The following is a 19,776-nucleotide window of genomic DNA, read 5'->3' as shown; positions in this document are numbered from 1 at the left end:
CCCGAAACATTGAATGAACGATCGGGTCCATGCTATCGATGCGCGGCGCCGCGCGCATTCCGACGCTCGCCGTTTTTCGTGTGAGAATCCGCTTACATTGGATTACGACGACGTTACGCGCGGCTTCGCTCGATGCCGAAGTCGACGCCCGAGTCGATGCCCTCTTTCCGGAGCAGCAAGTGTCGAATCTGCAGAACCCGCCGAAACAGCCTGGCGCGCGCGCCACGGCGCGGCTCGCCGACTGGATGCGCAGGCGCAGTTGGGCGATCGCGATGACGGTCGCGATCGTGATCACGGTGGGCGGCCTCGTGATTCTGGAGAGCGCGCGTGAGCGCATCGCCGCCGAGTACGAGACCGCGCTCGAAGCGCGCGACGTCACCGTGCAACTGAGCACGCTCGCGAGCGACCTGTCGCGCCTCAGCGCACAACAAAACCAGTTTCTTCTGACGAAGGACGACGCATCCGCCCAAGCGTTCTGCGCGAGCGCCGCGCGCATTCGCGAGACCACCCGGCAGTTGGACCACTTCTATCGCGGCGGCCGCGCGGACAGCGCGGAGCTCGCGAGCTTTACGCAGATTCTCGCGCTGATCGACGCGCGCATCGGCGCGGGCGCCGCCGCGATGCAGCACGCGGCGCCGCATCCGCTCGAACTCGGCGGATGCGGGCCCGCGAGCGACGTCAATCCGGCGGACGCGTCGTTGATCGACAGCACGCTCACGCTGCTGCGCGACAACGAGGAGCGCCGCGCGCAGCACGCGCTGGCCGCGAGCCGCGCCGATCAGCGGCTGTCGACGCTGTGCGCGGCGGGGCTGTCGGCGCTGAACATCGTGCTGTTCATTCTGCTGTTTCGCAATCTCGGCATCCAGATCGACCGGCAGGCGCGCGCGCAGCGTCAGCTGATTACGCAGCAGGAGGAACTCGACCAGCTGGTGGGCGAGCGCACGCGCCAGCTCGAAGCGCTCGGCTGGCATCTGCAGGCGGTCAGCGAAAACGAAAAGACCCAGCTCGCGCGTGAGCTGCACGACGAGCTCGGCGCGATTCTGACCGCATGCCGGATGGACGTCGCGTGGGCGCGCCGCAAGCTGAAGGACAGCGAGCCAGACATCGCCGACAAGCTGCAGCGCGCGCTCGCCAATCTCGACCAGGGTATCGCGTTGAAGCGGCGCATCATCGAGGACATGCGGCCGACCGTACTCGCCAATTTCGGGCTCGTCACCGCGCTGCGCACGCTCGCCGACGAAGCCGCGCAGCGCAACAACTGGACGCTCGAACTGCACCTGCCCGCCGACGATGTCCAGCTCGATGAGCAGACCAAGATCGCGCTCTTTCGGGTCGCGCAGGAGTCGCTGACGAACGCCGCCAAGTACGCGCGGGCCTCGAAGGTCGGCATCGCGCTGCGGGTCGGCGATGGCGAGGTCGCGCTGCATATCGCGGACAACGGCGTCGGCATCATGCCGGCCGATCTGAAACGCACGCATACGCATGGCCTGCTCGGCATGCGCCAGCGCGTGGCCGCGCATGGCGGACGCTTCGACATCCGCCGTGGCGCGCAAAGCGGCACCGAAATCGACGTCGTGATGCCGAGCGCAAGCACGGCGACGCCTTCGATCGATCAGCCGCCGGCGTCGCCGGCCACACCGACCACTTCGTCGCAAAGCCCCGTCTGACGCGTGCTGGCCGTGGCACCGCAAAGCCGTTGTAGGAGTGCGCCGACGCAAACACCGGAGCACGCCTACAACAAAATCGCGGCACGGCCGACAGCGCCGCCCCCACCCTTTTTTTACCATGCAATCAGGCCGGTTCGAAACCGGATCGAAACCTGATCGACTGGCATGGCCCCGGTCGGACGACATCAACCGATGCATTCTCGACAAGGAGAAGTTTCATGACTCGACTGATCGCTTTGCTTGTGCTCGCAGGAACCGCCATGCTCGTCACGGGTTGCAACACGATGGCGGGCGCCGGCCAGGACATTTCGAAGGGCGGCCACGCCATCACGAACGAGGCGGAAAAGGCAAAATAAGCCGGCACATGGCAGCAGGTTTTGCAGAGCCCGTCGCGGGATGCCGCGGCGGGCTTTTTTTTCGTGCATGCTGGCTTGCTGGCTAGCGATGCGACGCGTTTTCGGAGCGCCATCAAAGAGAACGGCGACCCACTGTCGTGGATCGCCGTGTCGTCCTCCCCACTTTCCGACCATCGGAGTCCTTGATTGTCCGGCTGGCGCGAGCGGCTCATCGATGCTCGCGCCGCGCGAGGCTCATCCGGTGATCGGCGGCCCTCGTCATTGCCCGGTCAACGTATTCGACAGTTCCACGCTCGGCGTGCTCGTATTGCCGTTCTGTACGATCAGCAGATGAATCTGCCCAGGCGCCAGTTGGCTCAACACGCCCGCGATCGGCACCGAGGTGATCAGCCAGTCGGCGTTGTTCGCCAGCGAGAACGAGTTCGACTGGAAGATCGGCGTCTTGCTGCCGGCCACCGTCGCGATCAGCACGTACTGGCCACCCGACACGTAGATCGAATCCTGGCCGCTCGCCGGCACCGCGTTCTTGAACGACACGCCGGCGAGCGTCGGCGACACGTTGGTGATGCTGGTGGCGGTGGCCTGCACGAGGTAGAGGTCGAGGTCCGGCGCGTTCGCCGACGCGTTGAAGCCGCGCACGCGCGCGTCGTTGGTCAGCAGGCCCTTGTCAAACGGATCGTCGATCAGGCCGATGTCGGGCGCCGACAGACCTGGCAACGCGAGCACCGTGTACACGTGGCCCTTCGCGACATCGGGGAAGCTGCCGCTCGCGAGCGCGTTCTTCGTGCCGGTCGCCGCATACGCGACGGTCGTCGGGCCCGTGTCGATATTGGTGAGGTTGGTCACGCCTTTATACGAGATGTTGGTCTGTCCGGAAGGCGCGCTGCCATTGACAAGGAAGTCGACCGCGGGGCCACCCGGAAGCGCGTGAACGAAATGGATCTCGGGATTGGTCAACCCCAGCGTCTTGCCCGCATCGCTGCCATCACCACCGCCGCCGCACGCGCTCAGTACCGCCGCGGCCGCAACGACCGCCACCATGATTCGGATAATTTTCATTGTGTTCACCTGTCTCGATATAGGGCTTGACGCTCAGCGCCCATTGATACGCGGGCGGCCGCGGGAAGCCTCGCGGTCGCCCTCCTCCCATCCGTGCCGCACGGCGCGCTGGTTTTGTCGGTGGCGCGTCCGTGTCGATGGACGCTCAAAATCAGCAATGGGTGTGCCGTGCCCCAAATAGCTGGCCTGAGACAACCGACCCAGGTCTTGCGAATCAATGGATTGCTGCGATTTAGAATTTTTCCTCGGCGGTCTGGTCCGGCGCGCGGTGTATCGTTCGTGCGGCCCCCCACTTACACGGTCCCTGCATGTCTTACCAACACTTACTCGCCGATCTCGACCTGGGCTTCACACGTCTGTCCAACCGCGTCGTGATGGGCTCGATGCACACGGGCATGGAAGACCGCTTCTGGCATTACCCGCAACTGGCCGCGTACTTCCGGGAGCGCGCGAAAGGCGGCGTCGGCCTGATCATCACGGGCGGCATTTCGCCGAATCGCGAGGGCTGGCTGCTGCCGTTCGGCGGCACGCTCAACTCGGTGTTCGATCTGCGCAATCACCGGCTCGTGACCGAGGCCGTGCACGCGGAGGGCGGCAAGATCGCGCTGCAGATCCTGCACGCGGGCCGTTATGGCTATCAGCCGTTCGTGGTGTCGGCGTCGGCGTTGAAGTCACCGATCTCGAAGTTCAAGCCGCGCGCGCTGACGCTCGCCGGCATCGACCGAACCGTGCGCGACTACGCGCGCTGCGCGCGGCTCGCGCAACGCGCGGGCTACGACGGCGTCGAGATCATGGGCAGCGAAGGCTATTTGCTGAACCAGTTCATGTGCCCGCGCACGAACCGGCGCACCGATCGATACGGCGGCAGCATCGAGAATCGCACGCGGCTCGCCTGTGAGATCGTCGAGCGGGTGCGTGCCGAATGCGGCGAGCGCTTCATCGTCGTGTACCGGCTGTCGCTGATCGATCTGGTCGAGGGCGGCAATACGTGGGAGGAAACCGTGCAGGTCGCCCAGGCGCTCGAAGCGGCCGGCGTGACGATCTTCAACACCGGCATCGGCTGGCACGAGGCGCGCGTGCCGACCATCGTGACCTCGGTGCCGCGCGCGGCGTTCGCCTCGCTGACCGCGCGCCTGAAGGCATCCGTCAACGTGCCGGTGATCGCGTCGAATCGTATCAACACGCCCGAGGTGGCTGAAGCGCTGATCGCCGACGGCTCCGCGGATCTCGTGTCGATGGCGCGGCCGCTGCTCGCCGATCCCGACTTCGTGCTGAAGACCGCCGAGGACCGCGCGCACGAAATCAACACCTGCATCGCGTGCAATCAGGCCTGCCTCGATCACACGTTCAGGAATCAGCGCGCGAGCTGCCTCGTCAATCCGCGCGCGGGACGCGAAACCGAGCTCGTCTACCGGCCGCTAGCGAGCGTGCGACAGGCGCGCTCGATCGCGGTGGTCGGCGCAGGGCCGGCCGGGCTATCGGCCGCGACGGTGGCGGCCTCGCGCGGGCATCGCGTGACGGTGTTCGAGGCCAGCGACACGCTCGGCGGCCAGTTCAATCTCGCGATGCGCGTGCCGGGCAAGGAAGAGTTCAGCGAAACGATCCGCTACTTCCGCAGCCAGTTGCAACGCCATCGCGTCGAGGTGCGGCTCGGCACGCGCGTCGATGCCGCGCTGCTCGCCGCAGGCGCCTACGACGACGTGATCGTCGCGACCGGCATCGTGCCGCGGCGGCCGGCGATTGCCGGCATCGACGGGTCCAACGTGCTGTCGTATGTGGACGTGCTGCGCGGTGCGCCGGTCGGCGCGCGCGTCGCGGTGATCGGCGCGGGCGGGATCGGCTTCGACGTCAGCGAGTTTCTGCTGCATCGCGCGGGCGAGCCGCTGCCGGTGCCGCGCGATACGTGGCTCGACGAATGGGGCGTCGACCTCGCGGTGCGCGAGCGCGGCGGCCTGAAGCCGCCCGTTGCCGCGCAACCGGCGCGGCAGATCTGGCTATTGCAGCGCAAGGCCGGCAAGCTCGGCGCGGGGCTCGGCAAGACGTCGGGCTGGGTGCATCGCGCGGCGCTCGCGAGGAACGGCGTGCAGATGCTAAGCGGCGTCGAATATCGGGAGATCAGCGCGCGCGGTCTAAGGATCGCGCGAGACGGTGCCGACGAATGGCTCGACGTCGATACGATCGTCGTGTGCGCGGGGCAGGAATCGTTGCGCGAGCTGTTGCCGCCGACCGTCGATGGCAAGCACGGCAGCGGCGGCCCGCGTTTTCATGTAATCGGCGGCGCGAAGCTCGCCACCGAGCTCGATGCGAAGCGCGCGATCCGCGAGGGCGCGGAGCTGGCGGCGGCGCTTTGACAACGGCGGCGCGGTTCGACGAGAACCGACCGCGCTCAGGCGCTGCCCTTCTTCTGGTAATCGAACCAGAACGACAAGCCGACGCTGCTCAGGATCACGATCGTCGCGATCACCGTCGAGCGTGTGACCGGCTCGCCGAGCAGCAGCGCACCCAATGCAACCGCGACGATCGGATTCACGTACATGCAGCTGCTCGCGATGATCGGGCTCGTGTGGCGAATCAGATAACCGTACGCGACGAACGCGGCCATCGTGCCGATCAGCATCAGATACAGGAACGCGACGAGCGGCAGGAAATGCAGCTCGAGCATCCGCTCGCCCGCCGCCCACGCGACCAGCGTCGAGATCGCGCCGCCGAGGCCGATTTGCAGCGAGGTCGATAGAAACAGGTCCGACGGCAGCTTCAACACCCCGGCCAGATGCGCGCCGCCGGCCCAGAACAGCGCGCCGCACAGAATCGCGAGACTGCCTGCCACCGAGCCCGGCGTGCTGTCGCCGTGACTCAGAATCACGATGCCGGCGAGCCCGAGCCCGACCGCGAACCATTCGCCGCGGCCGATCTTCTGTCCGGCGACGGCCGCGATCACGGTCGCGAACAGCGGCACGGTCGCGACCATCACGGCCGCGGTGCCGGTGCCGACCGTGCGCATGCCGTACGCGAGCATGCCGCTCGACAGACCCACCAGCATCGTGCCGACGAGGCCCGCGTTGCGAATTTCGGCGACGCTCGGCCAGACCGGCTTGCGGCGCGCGGCGAACACGAACAGACCGATGCCGGCGAACAGGTTGCGCAAGCCCGACATCAGCAGCGGCGGGAACGAGCCGAGCGCGACGTGCACGGCGAGATAGGTCGAGCCCCACACCAGATAAACGACGGCAAGCGCGAGCGCGACCCTCCCTTTGCGCGACTGCGGCAGACGCAGCGGCCAGCCAGACGGAGAAAAAACCGAGCGTTGCAGCGACATGCGTTCAGCCCGCCGTCGCCACTCGACCCGCGCGCTGCGCTCGATGCCCGCGAGGCGCCGCGCCTGCGTCGATGCCTTTCGGACGGGATGGCGGGCACCGCATCGGCGATGCGGTCTGACGGGTGAGGCTGGCGGACATGTCGGTGGAACAGTAAGACGATGGGCGGCGCAGGAAGCGCCAGAAACGGCTGTGGCGGCGGAATCGGTCAAAACGACCCCATGCAACGCGGCCGCGATGCGCGGCGACGCCGCGGGCGAAAGCCACGGCGCGCAACGCATTATGCAGTAAGCGCCGAGTGCGCCGCGCGACAGAATCGTAACTTTTTGGTGTTCCCGCAACAGAAAAGCCGGGGACGCATCCCCGGCTTGCATTCGGTGTCGAATCCGTTCGATGCTCCGCGCATCGGCAGGATCGCTAAGCACCCTGGCGCCGACTCAGTTGCCCATCGCGCCCGACGCCTCGTGCTTCATGCCCATCGCGCCGCCGCCCTTTTTCATCGAATCGTGTTTCATTGCGTCCTTTTTCATGCTGTCCTTCGACATGCTGTCTTTGGACATCGAATCTTTCGACATCGCGTCTTTCGACATCGCATCGTTCGACATCGCGCCGCTTGCCTGCGCGAATGCGGCGCCGCCGCTTGCCAGCATCAGCAGTGCGATCGTGGTGATTGCAATCTTCTTCATGGGATGACTCCGTTGGTGGTGGATGAATCGAAACCGGCCCGTGCCGGCGTGCTTCCGAAGCCGCTGCCGCAAGCGCGCGTGCGCCCGCATGCGTCAGGAGCCTCCGAACCAGTTGTAGCCCTGGTCGACCCAATAGCCGCCGGGATACGTATTGGTGACGAATATCTCGACGATGTGCTTCGGATTCTTGTAGCCGAGCTTGGTCGGCATGCGCAGCTTCATCGGGTAGCCGTATTTCGCGGGTAGTCGCTCGCCGTCGTAAGAAAACGTCAGCAGCGTTTGCGGATGTAATGCGGTCGGCATGTCGATGCTTTCGTAGTAGTCGTCCGCGCATTTGAAGCCGACGTACTTCGCCGTCGTATCCGCGCCGACACGCCGCAGAAAATCGCCGAAGGGCGTGCCGCCCCAGCGGCCGATCGCGCTCCAGCCTTCGACGCAGATATGCCGCGTGATCTGCTCGGCATGCGGCAGCGCGTACAGTTCGGGCAGCGTCCACACGCGCTTGCCGGTCACGAGCCCGCTCAGCTTCAGCTGATAATCGGAGCCGTCGACGTGCGGCACGTCGTCGATGCCGTAGTACGCGTTGAAGGGAAACGGTCGCGTGATCTGCGCTTCCGTGTAGGTCGGCGCGAGCTGCTTGGGGTCGAACAGCGCGGCCTGGGCGCGATCGTTCAGCCGCGACACGGCGGTGAGGAAGCGGTTCACGGAAGCGTCGTCGGTCAGCGAGCAGCCGCTCAGCATCGATAGACCGCCGAGCGTCAATAGCTGCTTGCCGAACAGGCGGCGCGACGGCATCGCGAGTTCGCGCTTCACATCGAGCAGGATCGATGCGCGGTCGAGCGTGTGGCCAACACGCTGCGTGGGTTGGTCTGCTGGTTTGTCGATCGGCTTGTTCATGATTCGGTATCCATAGGGGGTTCGGGTGGCGCGTCGATGAGCGTGAATATCGGGATGGCCGTGAGCAGCCGCGGCTCAACGTCCGCGCAGCATCGCGAGCAACGACCGCGGCACGAGCGCGACCATCGCCAGATGCACCGCAAGAAACGCGGCCAGCAGCGACATCGCGGTGAAGTGCACGACGCGTGCGTTGTCGTAGCCGCCCATCAGGTCACGCAGCAGCGGAAACTGCACCGACTTCCAGATCGCGAGCCCCGAGAGCACCAGCACGATCAGATCGGCGATCGCGAACAGGTAGGCGAATTTCTGCACCGCGTTATAGACGCGCAGATCGTCGTGCGACAGCTTCCCGCGCAACGCGGCGATGAAATCGCGCAGCACCGCGCGCGGCGTCAGCGGCAGGAACTTGCGCACGAAACGCCCGCTCGCGAGATTCAGCGCGATATACACGAGGCCGTTGAACACCAGCAGCCACATCGCCGCGAAGTGCCATTGCAGCGCGCCGCCGAGCCAGCCGCCCAGCGTGATCGCGGTCGGAAAGCTGAACGCCGGGAAGATCGGCGACGCGTCGTAGATGCGCCAGCCCGACAGCATCATCACGATCGCCGCGAGCGCGTTCAGCCAATGCGTGATGCGCAGCCACAGCGGGTGAATGACGCCGCGCTTGGGTGCGGCTGGCGCGGAGGGCGCGCCGGGGCGCAAGGCGTGCGGTGTGGGTGTGGACATGGCGGCTCTCCTCGGGCAGCGGTAGAGAATGCGGCGCGTGCGATGTCGATCAACGGCACGCGGGAAGATCGGCCGCTTGCAGCACGTCGCCGCTCGCGTCGTTTTCGACGAACGCGACCACGCCGAAGCGGTCGGCGGCGTTGTCGATCGGATCGGCTTTCGCGTCGACGCTCGCTTCGCGTAGATCGATGTCCTGACGAATCCGCGCGTGACCGGCGACGAGTGGCACGGGCCCGAACCAGGCACGGACGACCCGTTCGTGATGCAGCGTCGCGCCGCGGTTTTCGCCCGCGCCGACCTGCGTCGTCAGCGCGTTCTCGTAGACCGCAACATAGGCGCTCGACGGACCCGTGATGGCGGCGGCCGTCGTGCTGAACTGCGCATCGACATCGAACGCGCCGGGCGCACGCGGGCTCAGCGCGAGCGCGACATTGGCCTGCGCGGGTGCGGCGACGAGTTCGTCGATGCGGCGCTCGAAACTGTCGCGTTGCGACCAGTCGCGCAACTCGCGGCCCGCGACGAACACTTCCGGCGTATAGATCGTGTGCGCACCCGCGAGATGCGTCAGCGTCTCCTGACGTTCGGTGAAGCGATGCTGGGAAAACCGGTCGCTCCAGCCGAGGCTGTTCCAGTAGTCGACGTGCAGTGCGAGCGGCACGATGCCGTGGGCGACGCCGTTGCTTTTCCATTGACCGAGCCAACGGTCGGCGGGCGGGCAGCTATCGCAGCCCTCGCTGCTGTACAGCTCGACGAGCGCTAACCGGTGCGCGGGGCTGTGCGTCGCGCATAGGGGCCCGGCCGCATCGGCCGCACGGATGCCCGAAGCGCTCAGCACAACGAGCGCGAGGCCGGCGGCGGCCCTGGAAAAAGTCGCAAAGCGCTGAAGTAGCGAGCGATTGTGCGCGGTCGACATGACGTGCTCCGATCGTAATCTGCACGTTTGTCGAACCGCGCGGCCGGTTATGACAAGCCTCTTTTAATTTTTTTCCGGCATGGGTAGCGAGCCAAGGCTCGCCGCGACTCAGTCGTAACTAACCACTACCGTCACGCGCGTGTCCGTAACGGTGCGCCGCGCGTTCAGCGACAGCACCCCGCCCGCGCGATCGACCGCGTAGTGGCCGTCGCGGGCCACCACGCCGTGCCCGGCGCCATCGACGAAACGCGCTGCCACCCGATCGCGCGACTGCGTGCCGCCGTTCACTTCGAGCGCGACATCGGCCCCGCTGACGACGCCCGGCGGCGCGCTGAACGTCACCGTGCGCGAGAAGCGCTGACCGGCCACGCTCGCGCTATCGACGGCGATGCCAGTGGGCGCCGTATCCGCGCTGATCTGCAGCGGCGGTGCGACGATCATCCCCACGAACCGGATCACGCCGCCCGTCACCGCCGATGCCGCCGGCGCCGCCAGCGGCGCGGCAAGCAATGCCACCACCGCGGCTGTGCGACCGAACGTTCGCCACCGCATTGTTTCCGCTTTCATGTGCACCTCTCTGTCAATCGGCGCGAGTCGCGTCGCGCCATTCACGCGCCATCCCGCGAATCGCTTCGCTGGAGTGCGGCCTTCGCTGCACTTTGTTTAACGGCAATCCTTTGACTGGCTTGAACGCAATGCGGATCACGTCGCTTTCTTCTGGCACCGCACAAAGACGGCCGATCGACGGAGCGCGATGTCGCCAACGGAAGTGCCCGAGACAGCGTGCTAACATCAAGCTTTCGTCGCTGGTGTCGCGGGCTTCACGTTTTGCTGCGCGGCAACCGGCCGTTCGCTATTCCCATCACCTGGTCGTTTTGCCCGTGACTTCGCTGCGTCGTCCGACTTTCCGTGCTCTCGCCCGCTTGCGCCCATGCCGCGCAGGCGGCTGCGCGCGCGCGGGCGTCGCGCCGCACGGCCCCGGCGAGACGTCCCGAATGCTCCCGCTTCACGCCGCCCGGCGCCCTCGCTGACGCAGCCTGCCGATACCCGGGGGCCGCGTCGCCGGGCTCCGGGCTTTCCCATTCGCACTCATCCGCCGACCACCCGCATGGGATCGTCGCACGCGGCCATCCTTCACCGCCTTATCGGAGTCCTGATGATGAAGAAGATCAAAACCTGCTATCTGACCGAACTCGACGTGACCCGCCTCGAGAAACATGCGGCCGCCAACGCCAAGCTGCAGCACATGCTCGACGACGTGCTCGAACGTGCGGTAATCGTCGACTCGCACGACATCCCGGCCGACGTCGTCACGATGAACTCGCAAGCAACGCTGATCGATTCGGCGAGCGGCGAACAAATGACGTGGACCGTCGTCTATCCGCCCAACGCCGATTTCGCGCAAGGGCGGCTGAACGTATTCTCGCCGGCTGGCCTCGCGCTGCTCGGCGCGCGCCGCGGCGAGAGCATCAGCTTTACGCCACCCAGCGGCGATCAGCAAGTGCTCAAGATCGACAAAATTCTGTATCAGCCCGAAGCCGCCGACGATTTTTCGCTGTAAGCCGGCTGTTCAATTGCTGTAAATTGCCCTGTCTGATGCGGTCTCGAAATTAGCATAGGAGATGTCTGGATTCATCTGGACCAGTTTTTTGAATCACTCAGACAGGTTGCCAAACCGCGGGCGGGCGGTGTATCGTGTGCGCTGCTAACGCGGGGGTCCTGCGTAGCGCGGAGCTGGAGGTCCGTGTTGCGTGGGTGAGAAATACCCTTTGAACCTGATCTGGATAATGCCAGCGCAGGGAAGCGTACGGATCTCGCACCAGCCTCGACAGCCTTACCTCTTAGCGATTTCCGACCACTTCCATCTCAGTCTCCTGCTTAGCCGCCCCACTTTGTACGGAGACTTACATGAACGCCAATCCGAAGTTTATTTCCGCCGAAGCCCATGTGGACGAGGCCGCCGTCGCGCCGCTGCCGAATTCGCGCAAGGTCTACGTGACCGGCTCACGCCCCGACATCCGCGTGCCGATGCGCGAAATCTCGCAGGCAGACACGCCCGACAGCTTCGGCGGCGAAAAGAATCCGCCGATCTACGTGTACGACACGTCGGGCCCCTACTCCGACCCGGACGCGAAGATCGACATCCGCGCGGGTCTGCCCGCGCTGCGTCAGGCGTGGATCGAGGAGCGCGGCGACACCGAGCCGCTGACCGGTCTGTCGAGCAGCTTCAGCCGCGAGCGCGCCGCCGATCCGGCCACCGCGCAGCTGCGTTTCCCGGGCCTGCATCGCACGCCGCGCCGCGCGATCGCCGGCCAGAACGTGACGCAGATGCACTACGCGAAGCAAGGCATCATCACGCCGGAAATGGAATACATCGCGATTCGCGAGAACCAGCGTCGTGCCGAGTATCTGGAGACCTTGAAGGCGAGCGGCCCGAACGGCGCGAAGCTCGCCGCGATGATGGGCCGCCAGCACCCCGGCCAGGCATTCGGCGCGAGCGCGTTCGGTCCGAACGGTCTCAGCGAAATCACCGCGGAATTCGTGCGCGAGGAAATCGCGCGCGGCCGCGCGATCATCCCGAACAACATCAATCATCCGGAGAGCGAGCCGATGATCATCGGCCGCAACTTCCTCGTGAAGGTCAATGCGAACATCGGCAACTCGGCGGTGACCTCCTCCATCGGCGAGGAAGTCGACAAGATGACGTGGGCGATCCGCTGGGGCGGCGACACGGTGATGGATCTGTCGACCGGCAAGCACATTCATGAAACGCGCGAATGGATCATCCGCAACAGCCCGGTGCCGATCGGCACGGTGCCGATCTACCAGGCGCTCGAAAAGGTCAACGGCAAGGCCGAAGATCTGACGTGGGAAATCTTCCGCGACACCCTCATTGAACAGGCTGAGCAGGGCGTCGACTACTTCACGATCCACGCGGGCGTGCGTCTGCAATACGTGCCGCTCACCGCGAACCGGATGACCGGCATCGTGTCGCGCGGCGGCTCGATCATGGCGAAGTGGTGTCTCGCGCATCACAAGGAAAGCTTCCTGTACGAGCACTTCGAAGAGATCTGCGAAATCATGAAGGCCTACGACGTGGCCTTCTCGCTCGGCGACGGCCTGCGTCCCGGCTCGATCTACGACGCGAACGACGAAGCGCAACTGGGCGAGCTGAAGACGCTCGGCGAGCTCACGCAGATCGCATGGAAGCACGACGTGCAGGTGATGATCGAAGGTCCGGGCCATGTGCCGATGCAGCTGATCAAGGAGAACATGGACCTGCAGCTCGACTGGTGCGACGAAGCGCCGTTCTACACGCTCGGGCCGCTGACCACCGACATCGCGCCGGGCTACGACCACATCACGTCGGGCATCGGCGCCGCGATGATCGGCTGGTTCGGCACCGCGATGCTGTGCTACGTGACGCCGAAGGAACACCTCGGTCTGCCGAACAAGGACGACGTGAAGACCGGCATCATCACGTACAAGCTCGCGGCGCACGCAGCGGACCTCGCGAAGGGTCATCCGGGCGCGCAGGTACGCGACAACGCGCTGTCGAAGGCACGCTTCGAATTCCGCTGGGAAGACCAGTTCAATCTCGGTCTCGACCCGGACAAGGCGCGCGAATTCCACGACGAGACGCTGCCGAAGGATTCGGCCAAGGTCGCGCATTTCTGCTCGATGTGCGGCCCGCACTTCTGCTCGATGAAGATCACCCAGGACGTGCGCGAGTTCGCCGCGCAACAGGGCGTCAGCGATAACGAAGCGCTGCAGAAAGGCATGGAAGTCAAGTCGATCGAATTCATGAAGCAAGGCGCGGAGATTTATCAGCGGCAATAAGCGGCTTGCGCGACGCGCGCGCGACCTAGCGCCCTGCAGTATCGAAGCCCGCCGGCATGGCGGGCTTTTTTTATTCCGCCGCGTCGAGCAGGCACGTTGTGTGCTGACAGAAAGAAACAACTACTTCCAACAACGAAGGGAGTCAGCATCATGAAATCGATCCGTCAACTCGGTACTCGTCTTGGCACGGTCGCAGTCGCGCTTGCGCTCGTCGCGGGTGTGGCGGCGTGCGGCGACATGTCCCCACGCACACGCGATACCGCGATCGGCGCGGGTGTCGGCGGCGCGGCCGGCGCGGCGATCGGCGGCAGCGGCTTGTCGACGTTGGGCGGCGCGGCCGTGGGCGGTGTCATCGGTAACCAGATCGGCAAGTGAGCGGCAAGCGAGCGTTGCGTCCGATGATGCGTCTGACGATTCATACAGGACAGCCAACCATTTATTCCGACCACGCACTGGACTGACGAGGGCCGCGAATGCGGTGCGCCCTCGTCCCGACAGCGCGCGTGGAAATAGACTGAAATATGCGGTTGCGGTTTTGCCACAGCGCTGCCGCGGCAGAAGCGTAAGCTCCTCATAACGACGTCGCGCGAGGCGGCATCGGTTCATCGAGGAGCGCGTTATGAAGTCCCGCGTCGTCACCCATCTTCGCGCGGTGCGCCTCTCGACGCCACGCGAGGCATCCAGTTTTTCCGCAAGGTTCGCGCGGCCCGCCGCCGCGATTTCCGCGCTCGCCTCCAGTCTGTTTTTAGCCGGCTGCTATTACCCCGTCGGCTACTATCCCGCGGGCTATTACACGTCGTACTATTCGACCGCGCCCGCGACCACAGCGGACCAAACCGCACCGGCCACCGATCCACAGCAGACGCCTCAAGCCCAGGCGCAAATGCAGGTCGCGCCGCAGGACATGCCGCCCGGTTATGCAGCCGCCGCGCCCGTGTATGTGGCGCCGCCGGTGTATCCCGCCTACTATCCGCCGCCCGCTTATCCTTATCCCGCCTATTACGGCTATCCCGCCTACTATGGACCGTCGATTGCGATCGGCATTGGTGGCTACTGGGGGGGCCATGGGGGCGGCCATTGGGGCGGCCATTGGCATTGACCTGTCTTTCGTTCGCCCGCCACCGCGCACACCCGCCCGTACTTTCCCGGCTTGACTCGCCGATATGGCGCTCTATTCTTGAAAGGTTGCACGCAGCACCCGCTTAAATCAGGCGCCGCCGCTTGGTCGAGGCCACTCGCGAGCGTCCGCCGTGCCAGAGCGACGCGCCGTCATGCGCAATCTCCCGCGTCGAATTACACAATAACGAAGGAGAGGTGATGTTTCATCAACTGCTCACTCCAGTCGGTAATTCGCTTGTTGCGTCGTTTATCGTCGCCGCGCTGCCGATCATCGTCGTGCTCGCGCTGCTCGGCTGGGCGCGCAGGCCAGCGTGGCAGGCGTCGCTCGCGGGATTGATCGTCGGTTTGATCGTAGCGATTTTCGTCTGGCAGTTTCCGCTCGGGCTCGCGTTCAACTCGGTCGCGGCCGGCGTCGTCTTTGCGATCTGGCCAGTGATGTGGATCGTGTTCACCGCGATCCTGCTGTACAACATCGCGCTGCGCTCGGGACGCTTCGAGGCCTTCCGCCTGTGGATGATCGACAACCTGCCGAACGACCGGCGCATCGTGCTCGTCGTGGTCGGCTTTTCGTTCGGCGCGCTGCTCGAGGGCATTTCGGGCTTCGGCACTCCGGTCGCGATCACGAGCTCACTCTTGATCATGCTCGGCTTTCCAACGCTCGAAGCGCTGGTCTTCACGCTGATCTTCAATACCGCGCCGGTCGCGTTCGGCGCGCTCGGCGTGCCGATCACGGTCCTCGGCGCGGTCACGCATTTGCCGTCCGATGTGCTCGGCAAGATGGTCGGGCGGCAATTGCCGTTCTTTGCAGTCCTGCTGCCCTTCTATGTGATCGGCGTGTACGCGGGCTTTCGCAACATGCTGCGGATCTGGCCGGTGCTGCTGGTGTCGGGCCTGAGCTTCGCGCTGACCCAGTTCGTCGTCTCGAACTTCGTGAACTACAGCCTGACCGACGTGCTGTCTTCGCTGGTTTCGCTGATCCTGACCGTGGCGTTCCTGCGGGTCTGGAAGCCCGTCGCCGATCCGAAATTTGCGATCAACGTCGATCGCATCAACGAGGTGCGCGGCAAAATCGGCGGCGTGCAGGGCTGGTATCCGTGGATCATCGTGTCGGTTGTCGTGATCGTCTGGACGGTCGCGAGGATCTTCACGATCGGCGACGTCAAGGTATCGTGGCCGGGTCTCGACAAGGCCGTGTTCATCACGCTGTACAACACGCCGTACGGCGCGATCTGGGACTTCCAGCCGCTTGCGACCGGCACCGCGATCCTCGTCGCGGCGCTCATCACCGCGTTCGTCGTGCGGCTCTCCCCCGCCGAGTTCGGCAAGGCGATCTCCGACACGTGGGTGCAAACGCGCATCGCGATTCTGACCGTGGCGACGATCGTCGGCCTCGCGTATCTGATGAACTACTCGGGCCTCAACTACACGCTCGGCCTCGGAGTCGCGTCGGTCGGGCCGGTGTTTCCGCTCGTGTCGGCATTCCTTGGATGGGTCGCGGTGTTCCTGTCGGGCAGCGATACGTCGGGCAATGCGCTGTTCGGCAATCTGCAGGTGGTGGCGGCCAAGCAGCTCAATCTGAATCCGGTGCTGATGGCGGCGACCAACTCGTCGGGCGGCGTGATGGGCAAGATGATCTCGCCGCAGAACATTTCGACCGGCGTCGCGACCACCGAGTTGAAGGGCAAGGAAGGCGTCGTGTTCGCCAAGACCTTCAAACATTCGATTCTGCTCACGGTGCTGCTCGGCGTGCTCGTGTGGGCGCAGCAGAACTTCCTGCAATGGATGATTCCGCACTGAGCTCGCGCCGCTGACGGCGCAACGCAGTTCACATTGTTTCGGACGGCGCCCGCGCATCGCAGGCGCCGTTTGCAATTCCGTCCCCGCTACCGCTCCGCCCCATCGCAATTTTTCTCACATATCGGTGAGAATTGCTCGTTTGGCGCGCACCCTCGCGGCGTTTACGATCGACCTACCCGGACGCGGCCGTCTCCCGGATCTTGCCGTTTCATCCCGCATTGAAACGAATCGCGCGATCGCACTGTTAGGATGAGCTGGCGTCTCGACTCAACTGCGCGCGGCGCCATTCCAATGAAAGCCAGAAACCTTCTGCAACTGCTGATCCTCGCCGCCCTGTGGGGCGCATCGTTCCTGTTCATCCGCGTCGGCGTGACCGACTTCGGCGTCGCGCCGCTGATGGCGCTGCGCGTCGGCATCGGCGCCCTCTTTCTCGCGATCGTGCTGATCGCGCGACGGCCGCTGCAACAGTCCGCCACGGTGTTGCGCACGCATGCGTTGCCGCTGCTCGTTGTCGGCATCCTCAATTCGGCGGCGCCATTCTGCCTGTTCGCGTATGCCGAGCTGACGCTGTCGGCGGGCGTCACGTCGGTGATCAATGCGTGCGCGCCGCTGTGGGGCGCGCTGGTCGGCTTTCTGTGGCTGCGCGACCGGCTCAGCGCGCTGCGCACGCTCGGCCTCGTGGTCGGCTTTCTCGGCGTGCTGATGCTCGTGTGGGACCAGATCGCGGCGCCGGACGGCTCGGCCGCCTCGCCGCTCACCGTCGCACTCGCGGCCGGCGCCGCGCTCGGTGCCACGCTGCTCTATGGCATCGCCGCCAATTACACGAAGCGTCACCTGACTGGCGTCGACGCGCTCAGCGTCGCGACCGGCACGATGATCGGCGCGACGATCGTATTGCTGCCGCTCGCGGTGGTCTACTGGCCCGCCGCGCCGATCTCGCTGCGCGCGTGGGGCGCGGTGATCGCGCTCGGCGTCGCCTGCACCGGCATCGCGTACATGCTGTTCTTCCATCTGATCGCGGTCGCCGGGCCGACACGCGCGATCACCGTGACCTTCGTGATTCCGATCTTCGGCATTCTGTGGGGCGCGCTGTTTCTGGGCGAGACGGTGTCGCCCGGCATGCTTGAGGGGTGCGCGGTGATTCTGGTCGGGACCGCGTTGGCGACCGGCGTGATCAAGCGGCTGCCGTGGGTGGGCACCCGGCGGCGCGCGGATACCTGAGGGCGCGGTCGAAAAAAAACCGCCCGGATTGCTCCGGGCGGTTGTTTCGTCGAACCGGCGGCGTTGGCCGCGAGGCTCTCGTATCAGCGCAGCTGATAGGCCATCAGGCTCATGATCTGCTTGGCCTGCGAGCTTTCGTCGACTTGCCCCTTGTCGTCGACCACGGCCACGCGGGTCTGGTTCGGCGTCACCGCGCGCACGTTCACGCGATACTCCTTGGCGACCTTCTCCTTCCGGCCGTGGAAGACCTGGCTCCAGAAGCCCTGCTCGGCCGACGACATATCCTTCGGATCAACGTAGCGCACGAAATACAGGCCGCGGCTCACGTCGCGGTCGTCGACCGTGAAATTGCTGCGATCGAGCGCGAGGCCTACGCGCAGCCACGCACGGTCATACGGCTCGCCGAGCGTGAGTTCGGTCGATGACAGCTGCGCCGACGTATTGTTGGCCGAATCCACGTCCGGCGTCGACGGCTGGGCCGCCAGCGCGACGTTCTGCGCGACAACGGCGGCCGTCGCCGACTTCGCACCCGCCGTCGCCGCGTTCGGCGCGATCTGCGTGCCCGCAGGCGACAGCTCGGCGTTCTGCGTGCCACCCGCACCCGATTCAGCCCGCGCGAGCGAGGCCATCAGGCGCTTCAGATATTCCTGCTCGAGCGCCGGGTCGTTCGGCTTGGGTTGCCACTGGGTCGACTCGTTGTTCGTACCGGTGATCGCCTCACGCATGCCTTTCTGGCTGACGAACACGTAGGTGCCGCCCTTCGGCGCGGCTTCGAGACGCGTGCGGAACTTGTTGCGCTCCGAGCTCACGTAGCTGTTGCCCATCGCCTTCGACAGCGTGTTGCGGATAAAGCCGTCGTTGATCTGCGCGTGGGTTTCGTTCCAGTCGGTTTCCATCACGCCCTTGTCGCGCTGGTCGACGACGAGCAGGAAGCCCTGCTCCTGCCAGAAGCGGCGTATTTGCGGCCAGGCCTGATCGGGCGTTTTGTTGTCGATCACGAGCCAGCTTTCGGTGCCGTCGCGCTGGATGTGGATGCCCTGGACGGGCGGCACGACCGCAACCGCATCGCCGGCCGGCGCCTGCGCCTGCACCTGTTTCAGCGTGGACAGCGAGGTTTCGCCGCCCTGCGGCGGCAGCGAACGCTGATCGGCCGTCTCGTCGATCATGTTCGGCGGTACGGCAAGCGATACCTGCTTCGAACGGGAGTCGCTCCTATAGTCGATTTTGGTCGGCGACGAGGTACCGCAGCCGGCGACCAGCCCGCCTGCCATGAGCATTACTGCAAACCGCTTGGTGAGACGAAAATCAGTCATGTTCGGGGAATCCTTCCGCTACGCCACGGCAAGTTTCCGTGGATCAACCCAACATTTTACCGGTCCCGGCGAGGCGTGTGCAAAAACTGGGGTTTGCCCGGGACTCGCCGCATGCCATGGCGACGCAACGGCCTTGGGAAAAAAGGCCGCGCCCGTCACGCTATTTGCCCTCTTATGAGGTAAATTTAACACTCAATGACACTTTCGAGTTGACCCTTGGGAGTATTACCAAGTCTTCGCCGGAGGCCCGCCGAATAAGGGCTTCCGGTCTGCATGCGGCTTGTTTTTCAACATGGCGTGCGGTCCTGTCCGCCGCAATGTGCAAAGACCAGAAGAAAACCGGTGCTACGTTAATCGAGTTATCTCAATAAAAATCCGGCACCAAACGAGGAAGGCCTCATGTCCAAGTGCAGTCTCCATTCATCCGCGATCGCCTCGGTGATCGCCGTCGTCGCGTGCTGCGCGAGCTTCGGCGCGCATGCCGAATTGGGCGGCACGATGCCGAGCCAGGCGGTGGTGGGCGCGAGCGCGCCGCGCACGCTGCTCAATGGCGCACTGCGCGAGCGCACGTGGACCGACGCCGGCAATACCACCATCAACGAATACGCGACCAGCACCGGCCTGATCGTCGCCTACGCATGGCAAGGCCCGACGATGCCGGATCTGCACGCGCTGCTCGGCAAATACGGCGACTCGTACAAGACCGGCGCCGCGGCGGCGGCCGGCAGCGGCAATCTGCATTCGTCGCGGGTCGCGCGCTCCGACGTGATCGTCGAGTCCGGCGGACCGATGCGTGGCTACGTCGGCCGCGCGTGGCTGCCGGCGGCTTTGCCCGCCGGCGTCACCTCGGACGACATCCAGTGACGCG

18 protein-coding genes and 1 riboswitch are annotated in these 19,776 nt (G+C 65.2%); of the genes, 10 read left to right on the top strand and 8 right to left on the bottom strand.

The genetic code is table 11. The features are described 5' to 3' along the window. Positions 1 to 29 precede the first annotated feature (29 nt). A complete protein-coding gene (locus G5S42_RS18425; protein ID WP_176108126.1) occupies positions 30 to 1,667 on the top strand; it encodes a sensor histidine kinase in 1,638 nt (545 codons plus the stop codon). A gap of 218 nt (positions 1,668 to 1,885) precedes the next feature. Beyond that, entirely contained in the window at positions 1,886 to 2,023 is a 138-nt protein-coding gene (locus tag G5S42_RS18420; protein WP_013089876.1) for an entericidin A/B family lipoprotein, read from the top strand. Positions 2,024 to 2,281: 258 nt separating this feature from the next. Here G5S42_RS18420 and G5S42_RS18415 read toward each other — a convergent pair whose 3' ends face one another. Further along, positions 2,282 to 3,082 (bottom strand): DUF4397 domain-containing protein, encoded by an 801-nt coding sequence (locus tag G5S42_RS18415; RefSeq protein WP_176108125.1) that lies wholly within the window; start codon positions 3,080 to 3,082, stop codon positions 2,282 to 2,284. A gap of 308 nt (positions 3,083 to 3,390) precedes the next feature. On the opposite strand from G5S42_RS18415, the gene G5S42_RS18410 reads away from it, so the two are divergent. Continuing rightward, positions 3,391 to 5,433 (top strand): NADPH-dependent 2,4-dienoyl-CoA reductase, encoded by a 2,043-nt coding sequence (locus tag G5S42_RS18410; RefSeq protein WP_176108124.1) that lies wholly within the window; start codon positions 3,391 to 3,393, stop codon positions 5,431 to 5,433. 35 nt (positions 5,434 to 5,468) lie between these two features. Here G5S42_RS18410 and G5S42_RS18405 read toward each other — a convergent pair whose 3' ends face one another. The 6 genes from G5S42_RS18405 to G5S42_RS18380 form a co-directional block, all read right to left on the bottom strand. Continuing rightward, positions 5,469 to 6,398, bottom strand: coding sequence for an EamA family transporter (locus tag G5S42_RS18405; RefSeq protein ID WP_176108123.1), 930 nt, complete (start codon positions 6,396 to 6,398; stop codon positions 5,469 to 5,471). 435 nt (positions 6,399 to 6,833) lie between these two features. Further along, positions 6,834 to 7,082 (bottom strand): pentapeptide MXKDX repeat protein, encoded by a 249-nt coding sequence (locus G5S42_RS18400; RefSeq protein ID WP_176108122.1) that lies wholly within the window; start codon positions 7,080 to 7,082, stop codon positions 6,834 to 6,836. 93 nt (positions 7,083 to 7,175) lie between these two features. Then, positions 7,176 to 7,979, bottom strand: a complete 804-nt coding sequence (locus tag G5S42_RS18395; protein ID WP_176108121.1) for a molybdopterin-dependent oxidoreductase — start codon at positions 7,977 to 7,979, stop codon at positions 7,176 to 7,178. Between the two features lie 75 nt (positions 7,980 to 8,054). Continuing rightward, positions 8,055 to 8,705 carry a cytochrome b/b6 domain-containing protein gene (locus tag G5S42_RS18390; RefSeq protein ID WP_176108120.1) on the bottom strand — a complete coding sequence of 217 codons (651 nt, stop codon included), beginning with the start codon at positions 8,703 to 8,705 and terminating at the stop codon, positions 8,055 to 8,057. Positions 8,706 to 8,754: 49 nt separating this feature from the next. After that, positions 8,755 to 9,618 carry a DUF1223 domain-containing protein gene (locus G5S42_RS18385; protein WP_176108119.1) on the bottom strand — a complete coding sequence of 288 codons (864 nt, stop codon included), beginning with the start codon at positions 9,616 to 9,618 and terminating at the stop codon, positions 8,755 to 8,757. A gap of 108 nt (positions 9,619 to 9,726) precedes the next feature. Further along, positions 9,727 to 10,185 (bottom strand): hypothetical protein, encoded by a 459-nt coding sequence (locus tag G5S42_RS18380; protein WP_176108118.1) that lies wholly within the window; start codon positions 10,183 to 10,185, stop codon positions 9,727 to 9,729. 592 nt (positions 10,186 to 10,777) lie between these two features. On the opposite strand from G5S42_RS18380, the gene G5S42_RS18375 reads away from it, so the two are divergent. From G5S42_RS18375 to G5S42_RS18350, 6 genes are all read left to right on the top strand, one after another. Then, on the top strand, positions 10,778 to 11,179 hold the full coding sequence (locus tag G5S42_RS18375; RefSeq protein WP_176108117.1) for a GreA/GreB family elongation factor: 402 nt from the start codon (positions 10,778 to 10,780) through the stop codon (positions 11,177 to 11,179). A 141-nt stretch (positions 11,180 to 11,320) separates the two neighbouring features. Next, a riboswitch (TPP riboswitch) is annotated at positions 11,321 to 11,438 on the top strand. An 88-nt stretch (positions 11,439 to 11,526) separates the two neighbouring features. Beyond that, positions 11,527 to 13,458 carry a phosphomethylpyrimidine synthase ThiC gene (thiC, locus tag G5S42_RS18370; protein WP_176108116.1) on the top strand — a complete coding sequence of 644 codons (1,932 nt, stop codon included), beginning with the start codon at positions 11,527 to 11,529 and terminating at the stop codon, positions 13,456 to 13,458. Between the two features lie 150 nt (positions 13,459 to 13,608). After that, entirely contained in the window at positions 13,609 to 13,833 is a 225-nt protein-coding gene (locus G5S42_RS18365) for a YMGG-like glycine zipper-containing protein (RefSeq protein WP_176108115.1), read from the top strand. 244 nt (positions 13,834 to 14,077) lie between these two features. Beyond that, on the top strand, positions 14,078 to 14,557 hold the full coding sequence (locus G5S42_RS18360; protein WP_176108114.1) for a hypothetical protein: 480 nt from the start codon (positions 14,078 to 14,080) through the stop codon (positions 14,555 to 14,557). Between the two features lie 218 nt (positions 14,558 to 14,775). Then, entirely contained in the window at positions 14,776 to 16,374 is a 1,599-nt protein-coding gene (locus G5S42_RS18355; RefSeq protein WP_176108113.1) for an L-lactate permease, read from the top strand. Positions 16,375 to 16,665: 291 nt separating this feature from the next. Next, positions 16,666 to 17,595, top strand: a complete 930-nt coding sequence (locus G5S42_RS18350; RefSeq protein WP_246392032.1) for a DMT family transporter — start codon at positions 16,666 to 16,668, stop codon at positions 17,593 to 17,595. Between the two features lie 83 nt (positions 17,596 to 17,678). Here the strand turns inward: G5S42_RS18350 and bamC are convergent, their stop codons facing one another. Then, positions 17,679 to 18,908 carry an NlpB/DapX family lipoprotein gene (gene bamC / locus G5S42_RS18345; RefSeq protein ID WP_176108111.1) on the bottom strand — a complete coding sequence of 410 codons (1,230 nt, stop codon included), beginning with the start codon at positions 18,906 to 18,908 and terminating at the stop codon, positions 17,679 to 17,681. 399 nt (positions 18,909 to 19,307) lie between these two features. Here bamC and G5S42_RS18340 point away from each other — a divergent pair, with 399 nt between their 5' ends. Beyond that, complete coding sequence (locus G5S42_RS18340; protein WP_176108110.1) at positions 19,308 to 19,772, top strand: DUF2844 domain-containing protein; 465 nt, start codon at positions 19,308 to 19,310, stop codon at positions 19,770 to 19,772. Positions 19,773 to 19,776: the final 4 nt, after the last annotated feature.

It is taken from the genome of Paraburkholderia youngii (assembly GCF_013366925.1).
Lineage (GTDB): Bacteria > Pseudomonadota > Gammaproteobacteria > Burkholderiales > Burkholderiaceae > Paraburkholderia > Paraburkholderia youngii.
The sequence above is the reverse complement of the archived record's forward strand: the minus strand, read 5'-3'. Positions and strand labels throughout refer to the sequence as shown.

Bases quoted from the DNA above. Each gene is read 5' to 3' on its own strand.
- G5S42_RS18425 (WP_176108126.1), top strand. From the start codon at position 30: ATGCTATCGATGCGCGGCGCCGCGCGCATTCCGACGCTCGCCGTTTTT.
- G5S42_RS18420 (WP_013089876.1), top strand. From the start codon at position 1,886: ATGACTCGACTGATCGCTTTGCTTGTGCTCGCAGGAACCGCCATGCTC.
- G5S42_RS18415 (WP_176108125.1), bottom strand. From the start codon at position 3,082: ATGAAAATTATCCGAATCATGGTGGCGGTCGTTGCGGCCGCGGCGGTA.
- G5S42_RS18410 (WP_176108124.1), top strand. From the start codon at position 3,391: ATGTCTTACCAACACTTACTCGCCGATCTCGACCTGGGCTTCACACGT.
- G5S42_RS18405 (WP_176108123.1), bottom strand. From the start codon at position 6,398: ATGTCGCTGCAACGCTCGGTTTTTTCTCCGTCTGGCTGGCCGCTGCGT.
- G5S42_RS18400 (WP_176108122.1), bottom strand. From the start codon at position 7,082: ATGAAGAAGATTGCAATCACCACGATCGCACTGCTGATGCTGGCAAGC.
- G5S42_RS18395 (WP_176108121.1), bottom strand. From the start codon at position 7,979: ATGAACAAGCCGATCGACAAACCAGCAGACCAACCCACGCAGCGTGTT.
- G5S42_RS18390 (WP_176108120.1), bottom strand. From the start codon at position 8,705: ATGTCCACACCCACACCGCACGCCTTGCGCCCCGGCGCGCCCTCCGCG.
- G5S42_RS18385 (WP_176108119.1), bottom strand. From the start codon at position 9,618: ATGTCGACCGCGCACAATCGCTCGCTACTTCAGCGCTTTGCGACTTTT.
- G5S42_RS18380 (WP_176108118.1), bottom strand. From the start codon at position 10,185: ATGAAAGCGGAAACAATGCGGTGGCGAACGTTCGGTCGCACAGCCGCG.
- G5S42_RS18375 (WP_176108117.1), top strand. From the start codon at position 10,778: ATGAAGAAGATCAAAACCTGCTATCTGACCGAACTCGACGTGACCCGC.
- thiC (WP_176108116.1), top strand. From the start codon at position 11,527: ATGAACGCCAATCCGAAGTTTATTTCCGCCGAAGCCCATGTGGACGAG.
- G5S42_RS18365 (WP_176108115.1), top strand. From the start codon at position 13,609: ATGAAATCGATCCGTCAACTCGGTACTCGTCTTGGCACGGTCGCAGTC.
- G5S42_RS18360 (WP_176108114.1), top strand. From the start codon at position 14,078: ATGAAGTCCCGCGTCGTCACCCATCTTCGCGCGGTGCGCCTCTCGACG.
- G5S42_RS18355 (WP_176108113.1), top strand. From the start codon at position 14,776: ATGTTTCATCAACTGCTCACTCCAGTCGGTAATTCGCTTGTTGCGTCG.
- G5S42_RS18350 (WP_246392032.1), top strand. From the start codon at position 16,666: ATGAAAGCCAGAAACCTTCTGCAACTGCTGATCCTCGCCGCCCTGTGG.
- bamC (WP_176108111.1), bottom strand. From the start codon at position 18,908: ATGACTGATTTTCGTCTCACCAAGCGGTTTGCAGTAATGCTCATGGCA.
- G5S42_RS18340 (WP_176108110.1), top strand. From the start codon at position 19,308: ATGTCCAAGTGCAGTCTCCATTCATCCGCGATCGCCTCGGTGATCGCC.